The sequence below is a fragment of the Kineococcus sp. GCM10028916 genome (assembly GCF_042674865.1).
GTDB lineage: Bacteria > Actinomycetota > Actinomycetes > Actinomycetales > Kineococcaceae > Kineococcus.
The window spans coordinates 260,892-281,991 of record NZ_JBHTFM010000021.1 but is presented as its reverse complement, the minus strand read 5'-3'; the positions used below and the strand labels follow the sequence as shown (position 1 = coordinate 281,991).

The window sequence follows — 21,100 nt, the reverse complement described above, 5'->3', positions numbered from 1 at the left end:
TGCGCGACGATCGGAGCCGGGACAGGCCGTTCCAGGTGAGAGAGGTGGATCCAGTGCTCGCAACCCCCCGTCGGGTGCTCGGCAGGGTTCTCGACTGGTGGCGGGCGGCCGGGGTGCAGATCCGCTCCACGATCGCCGCCACCGTCCTGCAGGCCGTGGTCGTCGCCGCCGCCGGTGCCGTGCTGCTGCTGGCCGTCAGCAACAACCTGGACAACAGCATCGACGCCGGCAACCTCGCCACCGCGCAGGGGGTCTCGGCCCTGGTGGACGGGGACATCGCGAGTTCCACCGCCGTCGCCACGACCGAATCCCCGAACCGCGAGGACCTGCGCGACGCCATCTCCGCCGCCGCCCGGCGACGGGCGGTGGTCCAGGTCCTCAACGCCGACGGCACCGTCATCGCCGCCAGCGACGACCTGCGTGGTTTCACCCCGCTCGCCCGGGAACTGCCGGCCCCGGGGAGGACCCTGATGCTCGAGAGGGCCCTGCCCTTCGACGACGACCCGTACCGGTTCACGGCGCTGGGCGGCGAGGTCGACGGCACCCGGTTCACCGTGCTCATCGGGCAGTCGCTGGGCACGGGCGAGGACACCCTGCACGCCGCGGAGGTCGCCCTGACCGTCGCCGGCCCGCTGCTGCTGCTGGCCGTGGCCGGGGCCACGTACCTGTTCATCGGGCGGTCGCTGCGTCCCGTCAGCGAGATCCGCACGACCGTCGAGGGGATCAGCCTGCGCGACCTCTCGGAACGGGTTCCCGTCCCGCCGGGCGACGACGAGGTGTCCCAACTCGCCCGGACGATGAACGCGGTGCTCGCCGACCTCGACCGGGCGACGACGGCGCAGCGGCAGTTCGTCTCCGACGCCAGACACGAGCTGCGCAGTCCGGTCGCCACCCTGCGGGCCGCCGCCGACATCGCCCTCACCGTCCCCGACCGCGCCGACCGCGGGGACCTCGCCGTCCTCGTGCGGGGTGAGGCGCAACGACTGGACCGGCTCGTGTCCGACCTGCTGCTGCTGGCCCGGGTCGACGAGCGCAGCCGCGGTTCCGCGGGTACCCCACAGCGCGACGAGGTCGACCTCGACGATCTGGTGACCGCCGAGGCCCGCCGGTTGCGGACGGCCACGACGCTCGACGTCGCCGTGCACCGCGAACCGGCCCGGGTCCTGGGCGACGGGCACGCGCTGTCGCGGGTGCTGCGCAACCTGACCGACAACGCCGCCCGGCACGCCGTCTCGACGGTGTCCATCACCTTGCGCCGCAACGGCTCCACGGCCGTCCTGGACGTGGTCAACGACGGCCCGTCGATCCCCGGTCCGGACCGCGAACGCGTGTTCGACCGGTTCGTGCGCCTGGAGGAGAGTCGTGCCCGCGACCTCGGTGGCACCGGCCTGGGGCTGGCCATCGTCCGCGAGATCGTCCTGGCCCACGGCGGGAACGTCCGCGTCCTCGACCCCGACGACGGTCCGGGGACGTGCTTCCGGATCGAACTCCCGATCTCGGAGTTCCCGGACACCCCGGAACTCACGGAGTGACGAAGCGGTACCCCGAACCCCGGATGGTCTCGATGAACTCGCGACCGACCTTGCGGCGCAGGTACCCGACGTAGACCTCGACGAGGTTCTCGTCGCCGTCGTAGAACTCGTCCCAGACGTTCTCGAGGATGTTCGTCTTGGTCAGGACGTCGCCGGCGTGGCGCATGAAGTGGTGCAGCACCTGGAACTCCCGCGCGGTGAGGCGGACCTCCTCGCCGCGCAGGTGGACCCGCTGCTGGGCGGGGTCGAGGGCGAGTTCCCCCGCGCTCAGCGTCGCGGGTCGCTCGGGCGCACCGCGCCGGACCAGCGAACGCAACCGGGCGACGAGGACCTCGAAGGAGAAGGGTTTGCGCAGGTAGTCGTCGGCGCCGAGGTCGAACGCGTCGGTCTCGTCGTACTCCCCGTCCTTGGCGGTCAGCACGAGGATCGGGGTCCAGACCTCGCGCTCCCGCAGCGTCCGGCAGACCTCGTAGCCGTTGAGCACCGGCAGCATGATGTCCAGGACGACGACGTCGAACGACCCCTCGGTGGCCCGTTCCAACCCGGAACCCCCGTCGTGGACGACCTCGACGCTGAACCCGACCCCGGTCAGCCCGGACGACAGCGTCGCGGCGAGCGTGACCTCGTCGTCGACCAGCAGCACCCGCACCGTCATCCCCCCTGGACCCGTGGTCACGCGAGTTTGCCACGACTCCTCCCGCCGTACCGTCCCGACCACGAGAGAGGGGTGAGCGGGGACGCGGAGAGGCCCCGGGCACGGGTACCCGGGGCCTTCCTGGTGGAGGGTTCAGCTCACTGCATGACGAAGGAGGTCAGGTAGATGCCCATGACCCCCTCGACCTCCTCGCCCTTCTCGTCGTGCGTCTTGTACGCCTCGATGACCTTCTCCTGCAGCTCGTCCTTGAAGTGGTTGCGCTGCTCGGCGTTCTCCAGCTCGGTCATCGACACGTTGGAGAACTCGGCGATGATCAGGTCGTAGGCCTTGGAGCCGTCGAGGGCGGTGCTGCCGCCCCCGTGGCCGCCACCGCCGGCGGCCAGGACGCCCTGCAGCGCGACGCCGATCTTCAGGTAGTGACCGTCGGCGAGGTTCACGCTGATCGGGTCGAGCGCGGTGACGTCACCCGGGGTGAGGGTCGGCGTCGGGGTCGCCTCCGCCGCGGAGGCGCTGTCGCTCTTGGTGAGCATGAAGACACCGCCGCCCACGCCGCCGGCGAGCAGCACGGCCGCGCCCGCGGCGATGATGATCATCTTCTTCTTGCCGCCGGGCTTGGCCTCGCCGTCGCCCTTGGTCTTGTCCTTGGCCATGGGGAACTCCGTTCGGTCGTGTTCGTCAGGGGGTCAGTGAGCGACGTTCGCGGCGAGGTTCGGCGCGATGCCGGTGGCGAGGTCGGTGGTGGAGGTGACGCTCGAGGTGTTCTCGGCACCCGCGGTGTCGGTGGTGTCGGTGAGCTCCTTGGGTCCGGACCCGGTGTCGGTCTGGGCGGCGACCTCGGGCAGGAGGGCCTTGACGGCGTCCGAGCTCGGGGAGGCGATGACCAGGTCGACGCGACGGTTGCCCGTCAGGGCCTTGGGGTCTTCGTTGGGGTACAGCGGACGGCTGTCGGCGTACCCGGTGCCCGAGAGGTGGTCGCCGGGGATGCCGGCGGCGATGAACCGCTGGACGACCGTCATGGCGCGGGCTGCGGACAGGTCCCAGTTGTCGCGGTAGCGGGTGGAACCCTTCAGCGGCAGGGAGTTCGTGTGCCCCTGCACCGCGACGTCGTTGGGCAGCTGCGCCAGGATCGGCGCGATGACGTCCAGCACCTCCCGGCCCTTCTCCTCGACCTCGGCGGAGGCGTTGGCGAAGAACACGTTGTCGGCGACCAGACCGACGATGAGCCCGTCGGAGGTGATCCGGTAGGTCACCTGGTCCTGGTCGTCCTTCGCGGTGAGGGCGTCGTTGATCTGCTTCTCGATCTCGCGGTAGTCCTGGACCTCCTCCTTGGCGTCCTGGAGGTCCGACTGCGTCTGGGCGGTCTGCTGACGCTGCAGGACCTGCTTCACCTCGGAGGAGATGCTCTGCTGCAACGGCTGACCGGTCGAGTTCGGGCTGATGTCGATGGGCATGTCGCCGTTGGCCGCGTCCATGATCCCGGAGTTCCCGGAGACCGCCTGGTTGGAGGCGGCGGTCCCCTTGGTGAGACCGTCCTTGAACTGCGCGAACTTCAGCTGGTCGACCTGGCTGAGGGCGAAGAGGACGATGAAGAGGGCCATCAGCACGGTGAGCATGTCGGCGTAGGCCACCAGCCACCGTTCGTGGTTGGCGTGCTCCTCGTGCTCCTCGTGCTTGTGACGCCGCTTGTGCGCCGCCGACATCAGGCCGCCTTCTTGTCCGGAACCGCGGTGCCCGGGGGCAGCAGGCTCTCGAGCTTCTTCGCGACCGAGCGGGGGTTGGAGCCCGCCTGGATGGCGAGGATGCCCTCGACGACCAGTTCCATCTGCGCGGTCTCGATGGCGGAGAGGCGGGTCAGGCGGCTCTGCAGGGGCAGGTAGAGGATGTTCGCGCTGGCGACACCCCAGAAGGTCGCGACGAACGCGCCGGCGATGAGCGGCCCGAGGGCCGCCGCGTCGGTCAGGTTCGCGAGGACGACGGTGAGGGAGATGACGGTGCCGCAGATGCCGACGCTGGGGGCGTAGCCACCCATGTCACCGAAGATCTTGGCGGCCTGCTTGTCCGCGGCCTTCTTCGCCTGGATCTGGGCGCTGAGGATCTCGTAGAGCTCGTCGGGGTCGGTGCCGTCGATCGCGGTCTGCAGGCCGTCGCGGAGGAACTCGTCGTCCACTTCCTTGATGGCGTCCTCGAGGGCCAGGAGGCCCTCACGGCGCGCACGCTCGGCCATGCTGACGATGACGCCGACCGTGGCGCCGGAGTCCTTGGGCTTGCCCAGGAAGGCCCGCTGCAGGGACTTGAAGGCCCCGATGCCGTCCTTCAGCGTCCCGCCCATGAAGCCGACGCCGAGCGTCCCGATGATGACGATGACGAGCGGGCCGGGCAGCAGGAGGTCCGTGGGCGAACCACCTTCGTGGTTCTGCGTCCAGAGGATGGCGGCGACGGTGACGATGAGACCGCCGATGGTTGCGAAGTCCATGGCTCAGGGCCTCCTGCGGTGCAGCGGGACCGGGGCCGGCAGGTCGCCGTCCGTGTCGCGGTGGGTGGATTCGGTGGTGTGGTGCGGGAGCTCCAGGACGTCGGCCGTGCCCGTCTCCTCCAGGGAGTGCGCGGTCGCGACGACCCGCGCGCGGAACGCCATGACGCGCTCGATGATCTCGGCCAGCGGTTCGGTGACGACGAACTTGGCGCCGTCCACGAGCGTGATGACCGTGTCAGGGGTTGCATCGACACGCTGGATCAGGTCGGGGTTCACAGCGAACACCGATCCGTTGAGGCGAGTCACGAGGATCACAGGGTTTCCATCCTTGGCGGTGGAGTGGGGCGCCCGTCCGTGGGCTGGTTCATCCAGTCCATCGGCGTGCACGTGGTGGATCTGAGAGAGGGTTGCGCGGTACACCCGTTCGTGCTAATGGCCCGCACATCGTCACTGGCTGCAACCAAAACACCCTCCTGGAGCGTTGCTCCAGGAGGGTGTTCGGCAGTTCTACTGCTGCGCTTGACCTATCAGCGCTTCAGGTTGACCAGGTCCTGCAGGATCTCGTCGGAGGCCGTGATGACCTTCGAGTTCGCCTGGAAACCGCGCTGGGCGAGGATCAGGTTGGTGAACTCGCTCGAGAGGTCGACGTTCGACATCTCCAGCGAGCCGGCCAGGATGGCGCCGCGGCCGCCGCCACCGGCGATGCCGAAGACGGGCTGTCCGGAGTTGGTCGAGATGCTGTAGAGGGAGTTCCCCTCCTTGCGCAGACCGGCGGCGTTGTTGAACGACGCGATGGCGATCTGCCCCAGGGTCTGCTTGTACCCGTTGGAGTAGTTGCCGGTGATCACACCGTCGGTGCCGAAAGCGAACCCGGTGAGGGTACCGATCGGGGCGCCGTCGGCGACGGGGTTGACGGAGCTGGTGCCCGTGGTGCCGACGAAGCTGGTCAGCCCCGAGAGGTCCAGGGCCATCGAGTACCCCGCGTTCGTGCCGAACGGCGCGATGGTGGCCGTCATGTTGTTCGCGGCGTTCGCCTTGCCGTCCGGGTCGAAGTTGACCGTGGTCTTGCCGCCGAGGTTCACGGCCTTCCCGTTGGAGTCCTTGCCCGCGATCTTCCAGTCGTTGCTCGGCTGGTACTTCGCGGCGACGGCGGGGGTACCCGGGATCGCGGCGACGTCGTCGGCGTTGCCAGCGATGGTGTCGGGTCCGGCGTTCCCCGGTGTACCGGCCCCGGCTGCGACCGGCGGTGTGTACTTCACCTGGTTGGTGAAGGTCATGAAGACGGTGGTCGCAACGCCCTGGGCGTCGTAGCTCGTGAACGACGAAGTGACCGTGGTGCCGTCGATGGTGTAGTCACCGTTGGCGTCAGCGGTCTTGCCGGTCAGGTCCGGGGTCGTCGTCGGCGCCTTGTACGTGCGGTCGATGTTCCCCTTGAACTGCGCCTTCGTCGTCTCGACCGCCGGCATCACGGTGTCGGAGGGGATGACGAGCTTGCCGATCTGCCCGTTCGTGTTCACATCGCCGGTCGCGTCGGCCTTCCAGCCCATGACGTAGCCGCCGTCGTTCGTGACGACGGAGCCGTTGGCGTCGAGGGTGAAGGAGCCGTTGCGCGAGTAGAAGGTCCCGTCGCCCTGCTGGATGGCGAACATGCCGTCGCCCTGCAGCATCAGGTCCGTCGCCTTGCCGGTCGCCTGCGCGGAACCCTGGGTCATGTTCTGGGTGATCGCGTCGACGCGGACACCGAGGCCGACCTGGGCGGGGTTGGTACCTGCGGCGGCGTCGGTCGGGGCACCGGCGGCCTTGGTGAGCTGGGACAGCGTGTCGGCGAAGACGACGCTGGAGCTCTTGAAACCGGCGGTGTTGACGTTGGCGATGTTGTTGCCGACGACGTCCATCATCGTCTGGTGGGAACGGAGGCCGCTGACACCGGAGAACATGGAGCGAAGCATGCTTCAGACCTTTCGAGGGGCTGACGGGGAACTGTGGTGGGACGAGTGGGAGCGGGTCAGGCAGGGGTCGTCGGGCTCGACGAGCCCGACGGGGTGCTCCCGGTGGAGCCGGACACGGGGGTGTTCCCCGTCGTGGGGCTCGAAGTCGATCCGGTGACCGGGGTCGACGTGGGCGGAGTCGCGGTGGTGCTCGGGGCGGTCGGGCTCGTGGTGGGCGGGGTCGTGGTGGCCGAACCCTCTGCGGCTTTGGCGTCGGCCGCTGCCTTCGCGTCCGCCGCCGCCTTGGCCGCCGCAGCGGCAGCAGCGGCCATGGCCGCTGCCTCACCGATGCCCGAGACCTTGGAGAGGACGACGTTGGTCCCGTCCACGTTGAGGACCGGTTCGCCGTTGGTGCCGCCGACCGAACCCTGCGTGAACGAGACCGACTTGACCTCACCGCTCTTCAGCGTGCCGTCCGGGGCGGTGTAGGACACCGTCTGCCCGACCATGGTGCTGGCCTGCAGCTTGTTCTGCGCCGCGACCATCGTGCTGGACTGGGTCGCGACGTCCTGCATGGCTTCCAGCGCCGAGAACTGGGCGGTCTGGGCCATGAAGGCCGTGGTGTCCGCCGGCTTCGACGGGTCCTGGTAGCGGAGCTGGGCGACGAGGAGCTTGAGGAACATGTCCTTGTCGTCCTTGGTCTTCGCCTTCGCCACAGCGGAGGTGTCCGTGGCCTTCGCGTTCTTGTTCGCCGCGGCCGCCGTCATCGCGTCGGAGTTGGCGATCAGGGACGTGTAGGCGTTGGAACCGCTTGCCGCGTCGATGGTCATGCCTACTCCTTCGGTCGAACGGGTGACGTCCTTTAACCCAGGTGAGGGATCCACAGCGTCCTGGCAGGTGAATCCCGCGCTGAACGCTTCAGATGCTGAGGTCGAGGCGCCCGTCGGCGGCCGCGGCGGCGGTACGGGCCGCACGACGTTCGTCGGCGGCCGCGGCGAACAGGGACCCACCCGAGGAGCGGCCGGACCCGGACTGCTGCCCCTGCTGCCCGCTGGAGGAACCCTGCTGTCCCGCACCGAACTGCGCGTCGGCGGAACGGCCCTGCGGCGAACCGGAGCCGGTGCTGACGTCGACGGTGGTCTGGGTGAACCCGGAGCCCGACAGTTCCCGCTGCAGGTCACCGACGGCGGCCTTCAGGGCGTGGCGGGCGGCCTCGGAGGCACCGGCGAGGGAGACGTGCAGCGCTCCCCCGCTGACCTCGGCGGTGATCTTCACCGGCCCCAGGCCCTCCGGGCTGACCTCGACGGTCATCTTGTGCACGGCGTCGGCCTCGGGGAGGTCCTCGAGGCGGCCGGCCACCCCGTGCGCGAACGCGGCCGGGTTGGTCAGCGGCAGCGGGACGGGTGGGGTCGAGGCCGCGGCGACCGTCGGGGCGGCGGTGGCCGCGGTGCCGGTGGGCGTCGGGACGGCCGTCGCCACCGCGGTGGCGCTCGGGTCGACGGCCTGCGGGAGCGGCCTCGCCGCAGCGGCGGTCACCGGAGCGGCGATCGGCTGGGCGACGGTCGGGCTCGCGGCCATCACGACGGGCTGCGGCACGGGTGCCTCTCCCGCGGCGGCGCGCGGTGCCGACGCGACGACCTGGGGGGCGGGCTGCTGCTGCCCGGTCTGACCCTGCTGCTGGCCGGGCTGACCGCTGGTGTCGGCGCCCGACTGGCCGGTGGCGACGGTCGGGACGGCCACGGCGGGCGCCCCGGAGGTCGGGGCGGTCGGCGCCGGAGCGTCGGTCGCGACGGGTTTCGCGGTACCAGCGGTGGCGACGGCCGGGAGGGTCTGCGCCACCGCGGTGGCGGCTGCAAGCGGCTGCGTCGCAATGGAGGTGATCGCCTGGCCGGCGTTCTGCGCGGTGGGCTGGTCGGTCAGCACGGCGTTCTTCACGACGTTCTGCGGCAACCCGGTGACGGCGGTCTGCACGGGAGCGGGCACCACGGGCGGGGTCACCGGCGCCGCGGACGTCGAGGTGACGGTGGCAGCGGTGAGCGCCGCGTCGCCCGGGGTGGCGGGGGCGGCGGCTGCGGCCTGCGTGGGGACGGGCACCGCGACGGGGGTGGCGGTCTGAGCCGGCACGGCCTGGGCGGCGACGGGGGTGGTGGGGACGGCGACAGGAGCCGGAGCCGTGGTGACCGACGGGGTCGACGTCGGGAGCTGCGCTGAGGTGGGGGTGGTCTCCCCCACAACGAGGGCGACGACGGGTGTCGCGGCGGGCACGGGCTGCGCGGTGGCCCCGTCGGTGGCGGTGACGGTGGCCTGGGTGGCGGGCTGGGTCGTCGCCTCGGTCCTGGGGGTGAGCACGGCGCGCAAGGCGGCGGGCAGACCCAGCAGGGACGGGTCGACGGGGATGGTCGGGACGGTGACCTGGTCGGTGTCCGCGCTCGCGTCCTCGGTCGCGTCCGTGGCCTCGTCGGTGGCCTCGGGGCGTTCCCCCGTGGCGGCGTCCTTCTTGCCCGTCTTCGCGGGGTTCTTGTGTCCGGGTTCCGGACGCTCGGGGCGTTCGGTGCGCTCGGACCCCTTGGTGATGCGGTCGTCGGCGGGGCGGTCGGTGCGGGTGTCCTCGCCGGTCGAGGTGCGCTCGGGGGAGGTCCGCGCGTAGTCGTCCCGGGCGTCCCGGGAGTCACGGGCGTCCCGCTGGTCACGGGCGGTGGTGCGCAGGTCCTGCACGGCCTGCCCGAAGGAGTCCGCGAAGCTGGAGTCCGACGAGGACGAACGGGAGGGTTCGCGCGGCGCGCCGGTCGGGAAGGGCAGTGTCGTCACGGACAGGTTGTTGCTCACGCGGCACTCCCGAGGTCGGCGGTGATCTTCTTGACGTAGTTCTGGGTCTCCGTGAACGGCGGGATGCCGCCGTACTTGCTGACGTTGCCCGGGCCGGCGTTGTAGGCGGCGAGCGCCAGCGACACGGAGCCGAACTTCGTGAGGTTCTGCCCGAGGTACTTCCCGGCCGCGTCGATGGAGGCGAACGGGTCCTTCGGGTCGATGCCGAAGCTCTTGGCCGTGGCGGGCATGAACTGCATGAGACCCGTTGCTCCGGCACCGCTCCTGGCGTTGGCGTTGAACCCGGACTCCTGCTTGGCGACCGCCTTGAGCAGCCCGCTGGGCAGGCCGTACTTCGCTTCCGCCGCGGTGAAGGCGGCTTCGTACGGGGCGGACTTCGACGCGGTCGACGACGAGCTCGAGAGCGAGGCGGGGCGCACGTAGCTGGAGGTGTCGGGGGTGGCCACGCCGGAGAGCAGCGTGGCGGCGGCGACGCCGATCCCGGCCGCGGTGGTGGCGGCGGTCGTCCCGAGGCGGCGGATGGTCATGGGGGTCTCCCAGACCTTGGAGATCTTCACGACGTCACCCGTCTTCGGCGCGTGCAGCATCTTGCCGTCGCCGACGTAGATCCCGATGTGGTGGCCGTTCTCGAGGACGACGAGGTCGCCCGGCTTGGCTGCGGCCAGCGAGGGCACCTCGGTGCCGACGGTGGCCTGCTGGGCCGCGGTGCGCGGCAGGTTGACGCCGATCTGCTGGGCGGCGTACTGGATCAGGCCGGAGCAGTCGAACCCGGAGGGCGTGGTGCCGCCCCACTTGTAGGCGGTGCCGGTGTACTGCTTGGCCGCGGCGAGGAGCTTCTCCCCCGTGTCGCCGGAGCTGAGGGTGCGCAGTCCGCGGCTGACGACGCCCGAGGCGCGTGAGCCGGAGGTGGAGAGCAGGTCGGCGAAGTCGGACGACACCGAGGACGAGGCGGAGGAGGCGGTGGAGGAGACCGACGACGCGGCCTTGGTGGCCTGCACGGCAACGGTTCCGGAGAACTGCGCGATGCGGGCCTCGATGTCGGAGATGCGGGCCTGGATCTCGGCGACGCTCATTCGGAATCCCCTTCCCGGGCGGCGCGGCGACGTGCCTTCGCGGCGAACTCGGCGACGGTGCGGTCGTCGAGGGACTTCTGGTCGGCGTGCAGCGCGGCCTGTTCCTGGGCGATCTCGTGGCGTTCGACGATGCGTTCCAGGGACCGTTCGGCGCGGCGGGCGCGGGCCCACGCGGCCTGCTTCTCCCCCAGGTCGATCTCGGCGCGGGCGACGAGGGCCCGGGTGTTGTCGAGGTCGGAGACGAGGGCGGCGCGGCGGGCGACGGCGGCGGTCCAGGCGGCCATCGTCTCGTCGGAGAGGTGGGCCTCGCCGAGTTCGTGGCGGACGCGGGCGGCTCGCTTCTGCTCGTTGCGCAGCACGGCGTTGGCGGCGGCCACGTCGATCTTGATCTGTTCCTGCTGCACCTTGCGCAGCTTGAGCAGCGCCATGATCGCCTTGGTGGCACTCACTGCAGTCCTCCGAAGGTCGAGACGAGTTGCTGCAGCTGCGCCCACGCCTGGGGGGCGGGGGTGATGTCGTGGATGTCCTGGCGCAGGAACGCGTTGATCGCGGGCAGCTGGGCCACCGCCGCGTCGACCTCGGGGTTCGCGCCGGGCTGGTAGGCGCCGACGTCGATGAGTTCCTTGGCGTCGCGGTGGGCGGCCAGCACCCGGCGCAGGGCCGTCGCGGCGGCCTTCTGCTCGGGGGTGGTGACGCGGCCGGCCACGCGGGACACCGACTCGAGGACGTCGATGGTCGGGAAGTGACCGGCCGTCGCGAGCCGGCGGTCCAGCACGACGTGACCGTCGAGGATGGACCGGGCGCTGTCGGCGATGGGTTCGTTGTGGTCGTCGCCGTCGACCAGGACGGTGTAGATCCCGGTGATGGACCCGGTCACGCCGGGGCCGGCGCGTTCCAGCAGGCGCGGCATGAGGGCGAAGACGCTGGGCGGGTAGCCCCGGGTCGCGGGCGGTTCGCCGACGGAGAGGCCGATCTCCCGCTGGGCCATGGCGACGCGGGTGAGGGAGTCCATCATGAGGACGCAGTCGGCGCCCATGTCGCGGAACGACTCCGAGACCGCGGTCGCGGTGAGGGCGGCGCGCAGGCGCAGCACGGGGGCCTCGTCGGAGGTGGCGATGACGACGACGGAGCGGGCGAGGCCTTCGGGGCCGAGGTCGTCCTCGAGGAACTCGCGGACCTCTCGGCCACGTTCACCGACCAGCGCCAGGACGGAGACGTCCGCGGAGGTGCCGCGGGCGATCATCGAGAGCAGCGAGGACTTGCCGACGCCGGAACCGGCGAAGATGCCGAAGCGCTGACCGCGACCGGCAGGCACGAGGGTGTCGAGGGCGCGCACCCCCAGGGACAGGGGTGCGTCGACGCGGCCGCGGGTCATGGCCGGCGGCGGGGTGGCGTGCAGCGGTGCGCGGGGCGCGGCGTGCAGCGGCGGGCCGCCGTCGAGGGGGTTGCCGAGCGCGTCGACGACGCGACCGAGCAGGGCCGCGCCGACGGGGACGTCGGAGGGGCGGCGGGTGGCGGTGGCGGGGGCACCGGCGGCGAGGCCGGTGAGGTGGCCCAGCGGCAGGCAGCGGAGCTTCCCGCCCTCCGCGGCGACCACTTCGGCGGGGATGGAGTGCGTGGCGTCACCGAGGCGGATGGTCTCGCCGACGGCGGCTTCCAGACCGGCGACCTCGACGGAGAGCCCGACGATGGCCGAGACCCGGCCGCGGATCTCCGGGGCGGCGGCGCTGACGGCCCGCGCGACCTGCGGCGCGAGGATCTCGCGCACGCCGGCCGCGAGGCGGTCCGACACCAGGGAGGCGGTCATGCCAGGACTCCGGCAGGCCCTTCGTCACCCACGAGTGCGGCCAGGGCCCGGGAGACGCTGGCTCGCAGGCCGGCGTCCACCTCGGTGTCACCCTGGCGCGCGACGGCGTCACCCGGTTGGACGGTGGGGTCTGACTGGTAGCTCACGAGGTCTGCATCGGCCAGAGCGTGGCGACCCTTGAGGCTGTCACCCATCAGGGCGCTCAAGTCGGCGGGGTTGACGCGCACGGTGACGGGTTTCTCGCCCTCCAGCGGCCGCAGCGACCGCAGGACGGCCTCCTGGACCGGGGAGTCCATGGCGCTGACCTCCCGGTCCAGGACGGCCCCCGCGAGCTCCAGGGCGAGCTCGAGGACGGTGTCGGCAAGCGCCCCGATGGAGGGTTCCCGTTCGGCCCGCAACGCCTCCCCGGCCGCGAAGAGCGCCTCCTCGGCCCGGTTGCGGGACGCGCGGCGTTCCTCGCGTTCCGCGCGGGCCGCCGCGTGGGCGGCCTCACGCTGGGCGTCGAGCTCGGCGGCGGCCTTCTCCGCCGCCTGGCGCATGCCCGCGGCCCAGCCGGCCGCGTAGCCCTGGGTGCGGGCCTGTTCGCGGACCTGGCGGGCGGTGTCGCTGTCCTCGCGGTCGCCCAGGTCGAGGCCGGTGAAGGCGCGCTCGAACCCGGGGGCGGCGGCCGGGGCCGCCACGAACACCCGCGGTTCGCGGGTGGTCGTGGGGGTGGTGTTCGCGACCTGGAAGGTGTTACGCGACGAAGTCATCGTCACCACCGCGCGTCAGCACGATCTGACCCGACTCCTCGAGCTGGCGGATGATCGCGACGACCTTCTGCTGGGACTCCTCGACCGCGGACATGCGGACCGGGCCCATGAGCTCGATCTCGTCGATGAGGTTCTCCCGGGCACGTTCGGAGACGTTCTTGAGGATCTTGTCCCGGACGGTCTCGGTGACGCCCTTGAGCGCCGTGGCGAGGTCGGCGGTCTCGACGCCGCGCAGCACGAGCTGGATGGCGCGGTCGTCGAGGGTCGTGATGTCCTCGAAGACGAACATGAGCGCGCGGATCTCCTCGGCCAGGGCGGAGTTCTTGGTCGCCAGGCCTTCCAGGATCGAGCGTTCGGTGCCGCGGTCGGCGCGGTTGATGATGTCGACCAGGGGCTGGACGCCGCCGACGGCGGAGTTCGTCTTCGCCTGCAGCACGGTGGAGGTGCGGCGCTGGACGACGTCCTCGACGAGGCGGACGTACTCGGAGCTGGTCGCCTCCATGGTGGCGATGCGCAGCGCGATGTCGGCCTGCATGTCCGCGCTCAGCCCGCCGAGGATCATCGAGGCCTGGTCGGGGCGCAGGTGCGCCACGACCAGGGCGATGGTCTGGGGGTGCTCACCGGTGAGGAAGGTGAGGATCTGCTGCGGGTCGGCCTGGTGCAGGAACTGGAAGGGCTGCACCACGGCCGCCTCGGCGACGCGGCCGAGGACCTCCGCGGCCCCTTCCGCACCCAGGGCGCCCTCGAGGAGGGACTGGGCGAAGTCGAGGCCACCGAGCCCGCCGCGCAGCGGCGAGGAGATCATCCCGTGGAACTCCTCCAGGACGATGCCGGCGATCTCCGGGGAGACCGCGCGGAGCCGGAGGATCTCCGCGGTGAGTTCTTCGATCTCAGCGGGTCGCAGGTGGGACAGCACCTTGGCGGCGTTGTCCTGTCCGACCTGCAGGAGCAGGACGGCGGCCTTCTGTGCCCCGGACATGGGGGCGACCTCGAGCTCGGTGGACGACACGGGTCAGGACCTCCGATCGGCGAGCCAGCCGCGGAGCAGTTCCGCGACTTCCTCGGGCTGGCGGGAGACGAGTTCGACGACCTCGGTGCGGCGGGCGGCCGCGGCCTCCAGGGCCGGGTCCACCGGTGCTGCTTCGAGCGCCACCGGCCTTTCGACAGCCGGCGCGATTTCCTTGAGCTCTCCGGTGATGTCACCGAGCTGGAGGGGGTCGACGTCCAGGACGTCCACCGTCTCCACCTTGCGGCGGCGGAAGGCCACCAGGATCACGATCAGCATGATCAGGACCAGGAGCCCGAGGGCGGCGGTCTTGGCGTAGCCGATGTAGGCGTTCTGCTGGTCGGCCTTCTCCGCCTCGGCCAGCTGGGCCTGGGCGTCGGTGGCGGCGGAGTCGTCGAAGGCCGTCTTGACGACCGAGACGCTGTCGCCGCGGGTGGCGTCGATCCCCGCCGCCTGGTTGACGATCTGGGTGATCTGGTTGACGTCGGCGGCGCCGGCGACACCCTTCGCGCCGGCGTTGACGACGACCGAGACCGTCTGCTTCTCCAGCTTGCCGGGCGCCTGCTTGGTGATGGTGTCGAGCTGGTTGGTCGGGAGGTTGCTGGTGTCGCTGCCCTTGTCGTAGGTGCCGCCCTGACCGGCCGCCGCGGAGGGCACGGCGATGTTGTCGGGGCCGAGGACCCCGGTGGCGGCGCTGCCGCTGGTACCGGTGACCTTCTCCGTGGCCTTCGTCGACGCCGAGGGGCTGATGCCCGGCGTCTGGGAGTACGTGCGCGAGGTCTCGGTCTTGTCGTCGTAGTTCAGCGTCGCGTTGACGTTGGCCTTGACGTTGCCGGCGCCGTAGATGCCTTCGAGGTAGCTCTGCAGCTTGGCCGTCGCGGCGCTGTTGTAGTCGCTGGTCTTCTCGTTCTGCGCGCTGGAGCCGGTGCCGTCGGTGGAGAGGGTGTTGCCCTTGTCGTCGACCACGGAGACGTTCTTCACGTCCATGCCCGGGACGCCACCGGCGACCAGGTTGACGATCGAGGTGACGTTGTCGTTGGACAGCGTCTTGCCTGCGCGCAGCTTGACCAGGACCGAGGCGGTCACCGGGTCCTGCTCGTCGAGGAACACGTCCTTCGGCGGGATGGCCAGGTTCACCACGGCGGAGTCGATGCCGTCGATGGAGCCGATGGTCTTCTCCAGCGTCTTCTTCAGGTCCTGCTGGTAGGCCTGCTGCTGGACGAACTCCGAGGCGGTGACGCCCTGCTGGGAGAGCAGGGAGGAACCGGAGCTGGAGTCGGTCTCGGCGGGCAACCCCGCACCGGCCATCGCCAGGCGCTCGCTGTCGACGACGTCGGCGGGGACGGCGATCGTCGCGCCGTTGTCGCTGAGCTGGTACTTCACCCCGTCGGCGGTGAGCTTGTCGACGATGGCGCTCGCGTCGGTCCCCGAGAGGTTCGAGAACATCGGCGTGTAGGAGGGCGTGGAGGCCCAGCGGGAGAAGAAGACCGCTCCCCCGATGAGTGCGGCGATCACCGCGATGACGACGGCCTTCTGGCCGGTCGAGAAGGTCCGGAATCCGGAGACGAAGTTCTGGGCGTTCTCGACGATCGCCGCGCTTCCCTTGGCCTTGGCCATCAGACCTGCATCCTCATGATCTCGTTGAAGGCATCGACTGCCTTGTTGCGGATGGCGACGGTGAGCTGGGTGGCCAGCTGGGCCTCGTTGCTGGCGATCATGTAGTCGTGGACGTTGGTGAGGTCACCGGTGGCGGCCTTCACCGCCAGGTCGTCCGACGTGGACTGCAGGCCCTGCAGCTTGTCGATGCCGCCGGAGAGGAGGGACGCGAAGTCGGTTCCCGAGGTCCCGTCGACGGAGGTGTCGGTGCCCACGCCGCTGATCCCGAGGGCGGAGGGGGTTCCGGTGACCGAGCCGGTGTAGCTGGTCCCGGTGCCGCCCCCGATCGAGGAGGTCATCTGCGCGTTGTCGGTGTCGGCGATCCCCTGGCCGTAGCCGGTGGCGAGGGTTCCCAGGGTGCCGGCGATGTCGGTGGAGGACCCGATCGCGCCGATCGATTCGATGCTCACGGTCAGCCCTTCCCGAGTTGCAGGGCGGCCGTGTAGGCCTCCTTGGCCGTCGTGATGGTCTGCAGGTTCGCCTGGTAGGCGCGCTGGGCCATCATCAGGCTCGTCATCTGCGAGCTCATGTCGATGTCGGGGTACTTCACGTACCCCTGGGCGTCGGCGAGGGGGTTGGTCGGGTCGTACTCCATCCGTCCCGCGGCGCTGCCGGTGACGATGCCGGCGACCTGGGTGCCCTTGCCGTCCGCGGCCTCGGTGGCGACGACGTACTTGGCCTCGTAGGCGGGGTCGGACGTCCTGGTCGCGGTGTTGATGTTCGCCAGGTTGTCGCTGACGGCGTCCATCCACTTGCGGTTGACGGTGACGCCGGTGCCGGCGATGCCGATCGCGTCGAAGATGCTCATGGGGTTTCGCTCCGGATGTCAGGGGACGGGGGTCAGGGGGTGTTCCCCGTCATTGGCTGCTCATCGCGGTGCGCAGCAGCGAGTACTTGGAGTTCAGTGCCGAGAGCACCGTCTGGTAGCTGAGGTTCGTGGAGATGTTGGAGATCGTCTCCTCGTCGAGGTTGACGTTGTTGCCGTCCTCACGAGTCGGCTCCAGGGACTTCTGCGTGACGATGCCCGAGCTCTGCGCCGAGGACGCGTCGCCGCTGGCGACCGCGCTCTGCAGCTCGCTCTCGAAGGACACCTTGTTCGCCAGGTACTTCGGCGTGTTGATGTTGGCGATGTTGTCGGCGATGGCCCGCTGCCGCGCCTGCAGACCGTTCAACGCTGTGTGCAGCGCGACGCTGGTGAGATCGGACACGAGGCCACCCTCCGTAGGTGATTGCTGGCTCTTGCGTTTGCGAGGTGTTGTGCGAGGTGTTCGGGTGCTCCCTGAGGGACCGTTGCGGTCCCCGGGGCCTGCACACTCCTTCGGCCCATCCAGGCGGGGTCTTGAGCCCGGACGAGTGCCCAACCGGTGCGTTTCGCCACCGATCACCAGTGGCTCCGCCGAACGGGATCGCCCCGTTCACCCGTTCGGCGGCTGACACGGACGGGCCGGCACCCTGAGTGACCGGGACACCCTGCCGGGTGCTCCTTCTCGTACCCGTCGTCACCGGTTCGGGCGCAGCCGAGCAGGGGGACCCGGTCGGGCGGGAGGTTCACCGCCCACTCACGGTGCGACCGGACGGGTGTCACCCGATCGGCCGATCCAGCGGCTCAAGTCCGCGCCGACTCCCGCCGAGGCAGTGGCCATGACCACAGCGGACGAGAGCACTCCAGCGGGAACCGCCGCCCCTGCGGAGGGCTACGACTCGATCGAGCGTTCCCCTGCAGCGCAGGCCGAGGCGGGCGAGCAACGTTTCAGCGACCCCGAACTCGGTGGGCTCGCCGTCGAGGCGGACGGGCTCGCCGCCGCCGAACCCGCGCAGCACCGCGCGACCGCTCTCGCCTCGCTGAGCACGGCCCTGCGCACCGCCGCCACGGGAGGTGACGGACACCTCGGCCGCTGGGCCGACGCGGACCTCTTCGAGGTCCTCGACGTCGACGCCGCCGTCGCCCCGCTGGACCAGCGCCGCAGCGTCCTGCGCTCCGGTTCGCTGCGCACCATCCTCGTCTTCGCCCCGGTCATGGTGACCTGGGTCGGTCTGCTCTTCGCCGGCCGCGCCTACGGCGGGATGAGCGCCGACGGTGAGGCCGCCGACGGGGAGTCGTTCCTGCAGCTGTGGCTCGACGGTTTCGGCGGGCGCACGTTCTTCTCCCTGGACCGCGTCGCGGAGATGGCCGTCCTGCTGATCGCCGGCGCCATCGCGATCAGCGTCGCCACCGACCGCCGTCAGCGCACCGACGAGGTCCAGGCCGCGAGCGCGGACGAGTCCCACCGTCAACTCCTGCGCGGTTTCGCCGCACGCGCCACGGTGGCCCTCGCCCCGCACCGCGCCAACGCCGCCGAACAGCTCGGCGCGCACTTCGAACGCGGGCTGACGGAGCTGGGTCGCCTCGTGGCGGAGACGATCCGCCTGCACGCCGACACCTCCGCCCTCGTCGCGACCGTCCGCACCTCCAGCGAGACCGCCATCGTCGCCGCGAACGCCGCGAACACCGGCGGCGCCGACGTGGCCCGCGCCGCGCTGGAACTGCAGGGCGCCGTCACCGCGGCGGTCAGCAGTCACGGCGAACTGATCGCAGCGGATCGCGAGCAGCACACCCGCACGCTGGCGGAGTCGACGCAGACGCTGGTCCACCACCTCAGCCAGGTCCGGGAGGGCACCGCCGAGGCGCTGCGCGAGGGCCTGCAGGGACGTGACCGCGTCCTCTCCGCCGTCGAGGGCGTCAGCGCCTCCGTCGAGCTGCTCTCCAGCGCCACCCGGGAGTCGATGGCCGAGCTGGCCACCTCCGCCTCCGCGATGACCCGGCACAGCGCCGACTTCGGCGAGAAGGTCACCGGCCACGTCGCCGCGCTCTCGAGCACGGCGAAGGAATCGGTGGAGACGATGCACCTCGCGGTCGTGGAGAGCGTCGAGAAGGTCACCCGGATGACCGGCGAGGCGTTCAGCGAGCACGTCTCGGCCTCCGCCGAGCACGCCGCGCAGACGATGGAGACGCTGCGTCGCGACGTCGAGCGCACCTCCTCCGCCGCGGAGTCCGCGCTCTCCACCGCGAGCCACGTGCTGGCCACCGCGGCCGAGTCCGCCGACCGCCGGGTGCGTCACGAGGAGCGACTCGCGGACCTGCTCACCACCCAGAACGAGGTCCTGGACTCCTGGCGCGGGATCGAGAACCGCCTCGTGGAGGCCGCGCACGACATGCGCTCGGTCCCGCGCTGGATGGAGAAGGTGCAGCACGAGCACGCCGACGCGACGGGCCGGGCCCTGCGCAGCATCGGTGCGACCCTGCGCGACGACGTCTCCGGCGCCGTCACCGAGACCCTCGCGATGGCCCAGGACGACCACGTCCGTCAGGTCAACCGCGCCTACCGCGACGCCAGCCGTCAGCTGACCCACGACCTGACCCAGACCCTCGGGTCGGGTCTCGGGACCGTCGTCGACCAGGTGATGGACCGCCTCTCCGACCAGGTCGAGGCCCTGCCCGAGCGGATCGCCTCCGCGACCGCCCGTCAGCAGCGCCAGCACACCCCCATGCAGCCCCCGGTGCAGCCCGCTCCCGAGCGTCGCCCGGTGCAGGCGCACCGTCCGGTCGTGCGTCAGGAACCCCGTCCGGAACCCCGTCAGGAACCGCGTCAGGAACCCCGTCCCGAGCCGCGCGTCGAGCGCGCACCCCAGCCCCGGGTCGAGCCGCGGGTCGAGGAGCGCCGCCCGGTCCGGGCGGCCGAGCCCGAGGTCGAGGAGCAGTTCGTGGCGGTCGCGCCCCGCACGCTGCAGGCCCTCGCGGCCCGCCGCTACTCCCGGGCCGGCCAGTGAGGCGCCACGGCCGCGGCGCGCTGCGCCCGCGGAACAAGGAGAACGCCGCCATCGGCCTCGCGGGCTGGGTGTTCGCCGACGCCCTCCTGGCCCTCACGATCATCGGTCTCGCCGCCGGAGGTGCCGTGCACGCCGGGGTCGGGGAGGCCACGGCCGTCGCGGCCACGGTGGCACCCACCGCCACCCCGACCGCGGTGCCCACGCCGGTCCCCACGGTCACCGTGACCGCCGCACCGCTCCCGGTGGACGTGCCCACGATGCCGGCCGGCGTCGCCCAGGCCCCCGTGGTGCTGGACGTCAACGTCGGCGGGGCCGACGACGAGGCGATCCGCGCCTCGGTGGCCGGGGCCGTCGGCGACCTCGCCGCCCAGGGACGCCGCGCCGCGTTCGTGCTCACCTTCGGCACCGCCGGCACCCCCGGTGCGGGCACCGCGCTGGCCCGCCGGGTCAACGCCCAGCTCGACGTCGCCGCCCCGAACGTGTTCACCGGATCGGGCAAGCGCGACTTCTGGCGGGCCGTGAACGCCGACGCTCCCCAGGCCGGGGTCGTCCAGCTGGAGCTCTACCTCATCCAGCAGTGACCCGCTGAACCGAGAAGCCGTGATCATGCAGGGAATCCCTGCATGATCACGGCTTTTCGGCGTCAGTGGGTGAGGGCGCGGTAGCTGGTCAGCAACCAGGGCACGGCGACGGCCAGCGTGGGGCCGCCGAGCACGAGCGCCGCGACGACGTAGGTCGCCAGCGAGAGTCCGCGGGTCGCGGGCCGGGCGGCGAGTCGCCGCACCCGGGCCAGCGCGGCCGAGCCGAGCGGCATCTCCGAGGCCCCGTCCGGCTGGCCCGCGAGCGCCACCAGCGCGCGGGCCAGGGGCAGCGACCCGGTGTGGCGGCGGGCGGAGTCGTCGGCGAGCATCTCCACGAGCAGTCGCACGGAGTCGAGCGCGGCCTGGCTGGAGACGAAGCGCGGGAACGCGGCGTGCAGGGCGGTGAAGCCCTCGAGGACGAGGTCGTGGCGGGCGCGCAGGTGGGCCCGTTCGTGGGCCAGGACCGCGCGCACCTCCTCCGGAGTGAGGCAGTTCAGCATGGCGTCGGAGACGACGACGCGGGAGCGCACCCCGGGGACGCAGTAGGCGACGCGGCCGGGTCCGGTGAGCACCCGCACCCCGGCCTGGGAGAGCAGGGCGGCGTCGATCTCGCCGGTGGACTCCTTGCGGTGCAACAGGTCCACCATGTCACGGTGGCGGTTGCGGCGCCGTCGGGTGCGGATGCCCACGAGGGTCGCGACGACCCAGAACCGCACGGTGACGATGGCCACGAGCGTGGAGGTGAGTCCGATGAGGGTCGTCTGGACGGGGCCGTGGCGCTCGAGGAAGGGGAAGCCGGGCTCCTCGGTGAAGAGCAGCGAGAGCGAGGCGAGGCCGGCGCCGAGGGTGGCGAGGACGGCGCCGAGGGCGATCGCCTGCCACAGCACCAGGGCGGCCCGGGGCACCTGCCAGGTCCAGCGGGCACGGGCCAGCAGCGCCGGCGCCGGACCCGCCAGGAGCAGCGCCAGCGCTGCGAACCAGACGGCGGTCACGCCACGAACCTA

At 71.3% G+C, this 21,100-nt stretch carries 21 protein-coding genes; 3 read left to right on the top strand and 18 right to left on the bottom strand.

All coding sequences use genetic code 11. The annotated features are described in order from the left end of the window. The first annotated feature begins 53 nt into the window (after positions 1-53). The gene (locus ACFQ46_RS23215) at positions 54-1,532 is read left to right on the top strand and encodes an ATP-binding protein (protein WP_380262514.1); all 1,479 of its coding nucleotides are present in this window, start codon (positions 54-56) and stop codon (positions 1,530-1,532) included. Here ACFQ46_RS23215 and ACFQ46_RS23210 read toward each other — a convergent pair. From ACFQ46_RS23210 to flgB, 17 genes are all read right to left on the bottom strand, one after another. Next, positions 1,522-2,181 (bottom strand): response regulator transcription factor, encoded by a 660-nt coding sequence (locus tag ACFQ46_RS23210; protein WP_380262716.1) that lies wholly within the window; start codon positions 2,179-2,181, stop codon positions 1,522-1,524. The two genes, ACFQ46_RS23215 and ACFQ46_RS23210, sit on opposite strands and share 11 nt — an antisense overlap. A gap of 143 nt (positions 2,182-2,324) precedes the next feature. Further along, positions 2,325-2,837 (bottom strand): flagellar basal body-associated protein FliL, encoded by a 513-nt coding sequence (fliL, locus tag ACFQ46_RS23205; RefSeq protein ID WP_380262512.1) that lies wholly within the window; start codon positions 2,835-2,837, stop codon positions 2,325-2,327. Between the two features lie 33 nt (positions 2,838-2,870). Continuing rightward, complete coding sequence (locus tag ACFQ46_RS23200; protein WP_380262510.1) at positions 2,871-3,887, bottom strand: flagellar motor protein MotB; 1,017 nt, start codon at positions 3,885-3,887, stop codon at positions 2,871-2,873. Then, positions 3,887-4,660: a motility protein A gene (locus ACFQ46_RS23195; RefSeq protein ID WP_380262508.1), complete on the bottom strand. Its 774-nt coding sequence runs from the start codon at positions 4,658-4,660 to the stop codon at positions 3,887-3,889. The genes ACFQ46_RS23200 and ACFQ46_RS23195 overlap by 1 nt, the downstream gene beginning before the upstream one ends. A gap of 3 nt (positions 4,661-4,663) precedes the next feature. Next, a complete protein-coding gene (locus ACFQ46_RS23190; RefSeq protein WP_380262506.1) occupies positions 4,664-4,975 on the bottom strand; it encodes a flagellar FlbD family protein in 312 nt (103 codons plus the stop codon). Between the two features lie 212 nt (positions 4,976-5,187). Continuing rightward, positions 5,188-6,609, bottom strand: coding sequence for a flagellar hook protein FlgE (locus tag ACFQ46_RS23185; protein ID WP_380262504.1), 1,422 nt, complete (start codon positions 6,607-6,609; stop codon positions 5,188-5,190). Positions 6,610-6,665: 56 nt separating this feature from the next. Further along, entirely contained in the window at positions 6,666-7,418 is a 753-nt protein-coding gene (locus ACFQ46_RS23180; protein WP_380262502.1) for a flagellar hook capping FlgD N-terminal domain-containing protein, read from the bottom strand. An 88-nt stretch (positions 7,419-7,506) separates the two neighbouring features. Next, positions 7,507-9,414, bottom strand: coding sequence for a flagellar hook-length control protein FliK (locus tag ACFQ46_RS23175; RefSeq protein WP_380262500.1), 1,908 nt, complete (start codon positions 9,412-9,414; stop codon positions 7,507-7,509). Beyond that, positions 9,411-10,487, bottom strand: a complete 1,077-nt coding sequence (locus ACFQ46_RS23170; protein ID WP_380262498.1) for a transglycosylase SLT domain-containing protein — start codon at positions 10,485-10,487, stop codon at positions 9,411-9,413. Before ACFQ46_RS23170 ends, ACFQ46_RS23175 begins: the two co-directional genes overlap by 4 nt. Further along, positions 10,484-10,936: a hypothetical protein gene (locus tag ACFQ46_RS23165; protein ID WP_328291720.1), complete on the bottom strand. Its 453-nt coding sequence runs from the start codon at positions 10,934-10,936 to the stop codon at positions 10,484-10,486. Before ACFQ46_RS23165 ends, ACFQ46_RS23170 begins: the two co-directional genes overlap by 4 nt. Continuing rightward, complete coding sequence (locus ACFQ46_RS23160; RefSeq protein ID WP_380262496.1) at positions 10,933-12,294, bottom strand: FliI/YscN family ATPase; 1,362 nt, start codon at positions 12,292-12,294, stop codon at positions 10,933-10,935. The genes ACFQ46_RS23165 and ACFQ46_RS23160 overlap by 4 nt, the downstream gene beginning before the upstream one ends. Continuing rightward, complete coding sequence (locus ACFQ46_RS23155; protein WP_380262494.1) at positions 12,291-13,046, bottom strand: FliH/SctL family protein; 756 nt, start codon at positions 13,044-13,046, stop codon at positions 12,291-12,293. Before ACFQ46_RS23155 ends, ACFQ46_RS23160 begins: the two co-directional genes overlap by 4 nt. After that, a complete protein-coding gene (gene fliG / locus ACFQ46_RS23150; protein ID WP_380262492.1) occupies positions 13,030-14,055 on the bottom strand; it encodes a flagellar motor switch protein FliG in 1,026 nt (341 codons plus the stop codon). The genes ACFQ46_RS23155 and fliG overlap by 17 nt, the downstream gene beginning before the upstream one ends. Before the next feature lie 3 nt (positions 14,056-14,058). Beyond that, the gene (gene fliF, locus ACFQ46_RS23145; protein ID WP_380262490.1) at positions 14,059-15,669 is read right to left on the bottom strand and encodes a flagellar basal-body MS-ring/collar protein FliF; all 1,611 of its coding nucleotides are present in this window, start codon (positions 15,667-15,669) and stop codon (positions 14,059-14,061) included. Further along, entirely contained in the window at positions 15,669-16,118 is a 450-nt protein-coding gene (gene fliE / locus ACFQ46_RS23140; RefSeq protein WP_380161808.1) for a flagellar hook-basal body complex protein FliE, read from the bottom strand. The genes fliF and fliE overlap by 1 nt, the downstream gene beginning before the upstream one ends. Before the next feature lie 2 nt (positions 16,119-16,120). After that, entirely contained in the window at positions 16,121-16,516 is a 396-nt protein-coding gene (gene flgC, locus ACFQ46_RS23135) for a flagellar basal body rod protein FlgC (protein ID WP_380262488.1), read from the bottom strand. Between the two features lie 49 nt (positions 16,517-16,565). After that, the gene (gene flgB, locus ACFQ46_RS23130) at positions 16,566-16,916 is read right to left on the bottom strand and encodes a flagellar basal body rod protein FlgB (protein ID WP_328291727.1); all 351 of its coding nucleotides are present in this window, start codon (positions 16,914-16,916) and stop codon (positions 16,566-16,568) included. A 433-nt stretch (positions 16,917-17,349) separates the two neighbouring features. Between flgB and ACFQ46_RS23125 the strand changes: the two genes are divergently transcribed. Together ACFQ46_RS23125 and ACFQ46_RS23120 are read left to right on the top strand one after the other, a co-directional pair. Next, positions 17,350-19,515: a hypothetical protein gene (locus tag ACFQ46_RS23125; protein ID WP_380262486.1), complete on the top strand. Its 2,166-nt coding sequence runs from the start codon at positions 17,350-17,352 to the stop codon at positions 19,513-19,515. After that, a complete protein-coding gene (locus tag ACFQ46_RS23120) occupies positions 19,512-20,096 on the top strand; it encodes a hypothetical protein (RefSeq protein WP_380262484.1) in 585 nt (194 codons plus the stop codon). The genes ACFQ46_RS23125 and ACFQ46_RS23120 overlap by 4 nt, the downstream gene beginning before the upstream one ends. 62 nt (positions 20,097-20,158) lie before the next feature. On the opposite strand, the gene ACFQ46_RS23115 is transcribed toward ACFQ46_RS23120, so the two are convergent. Beyond that, on the bottom strand, positions 20,159-21,088 hold the full coding sequence (locus tag ACFQ46_RS23115; RefSeq protein ID WP_380262482.1) for a M56 family metallopeptidase: 930 nt from the start codon (positions 21,086-21,088) through the stop codon (positions 20,159-20,161). Positions 21,089-21,100: the final 12 nt, after the last annotated feature.

Excerpts from the sequence above, each read along its gene's own strand:
- fliL (WP_380262512.1), bottom strand. The coding sequence starts at position 2,837 with ATGGCCAAGGACAAGACCAAGGGCGACGGCGAGGCCAAGCCCGGCGGC.
- ACFQ46_RS23200 (WP_380262510.1), bottom strand. The coding sequence starts at position 3,887 with ATGTCGGCGGCGCACAAGCGGCGTCACAAGCACGAGGAGCACGAGGAG.
- ACFQ46_RS23195 (WP_380262508.1), bottom strand. The coding sequence starts at position 4,660 with ATGGACTTCGCAACCATCGGCGGTCTCATCGTCACCGTCGCCGCCATC.
- ACFQ46_RS23185 (WP_380262504.1), bottom strand. The coding sequence starts at position 6,609 with ATGCTTCGCTCCATGTTCTCCGGTGTCAGCGGCCTCCGTTCCCACCAG.
- ACFQ46_RS23180 (WP_380262502.1), bottom strand. The coding sequence starts at position 7,418 with ATGACCATCGACGCGGCAAGCGGTTCCAACGCCTACACGTCCCTGATC.
- ACFQ46_RS23170 (WP_380262498.1), bottom strand. The coding sequence starts at position 10,487 with ATGAGCGTCGCCGAGATCCAGGCCCGCATCTCCGACATCGAGGCCCGC.
- ACFQ46_RS23160 (WP_380262496.1), bottom strand. The coding sequence starts at position 12,294 with ATGACCGCCTCCCTGGTGTCGGACCGCCTCGCGGCCGGCGTGCGCGAG.
- ACFQ46_RS23155 (WP_380262494.1), bottom strand. The coding sequence starts at position 13,046 with ATGACTTCGTCGCGTAACACCTTCCAGGTCGCGAACACCACCCCCACG.
- fliF (WP_380262490.1), bottom strand. The coding sequence starts at position 15,669 with ATGGCCAAGGCCAAGGGAAGCGCGGCGATCGTCGAGAACGCCCAGAAC.
- flgC (WP_380262488.1), bottom strand. The coding sequence starts at position 16,516 with ATGAGCATCTTCGACGCGATCGGCATCGCCGGCACCGGCGTCACCGTC.
- ACFQ46_RS23125 (WP_380262486.1), top strand. The coding sequence starts at position 17,350 with ATGACCACAGCGGACGAGAGCACTCCAGCGGGAACCGCCGCCCCTGCG.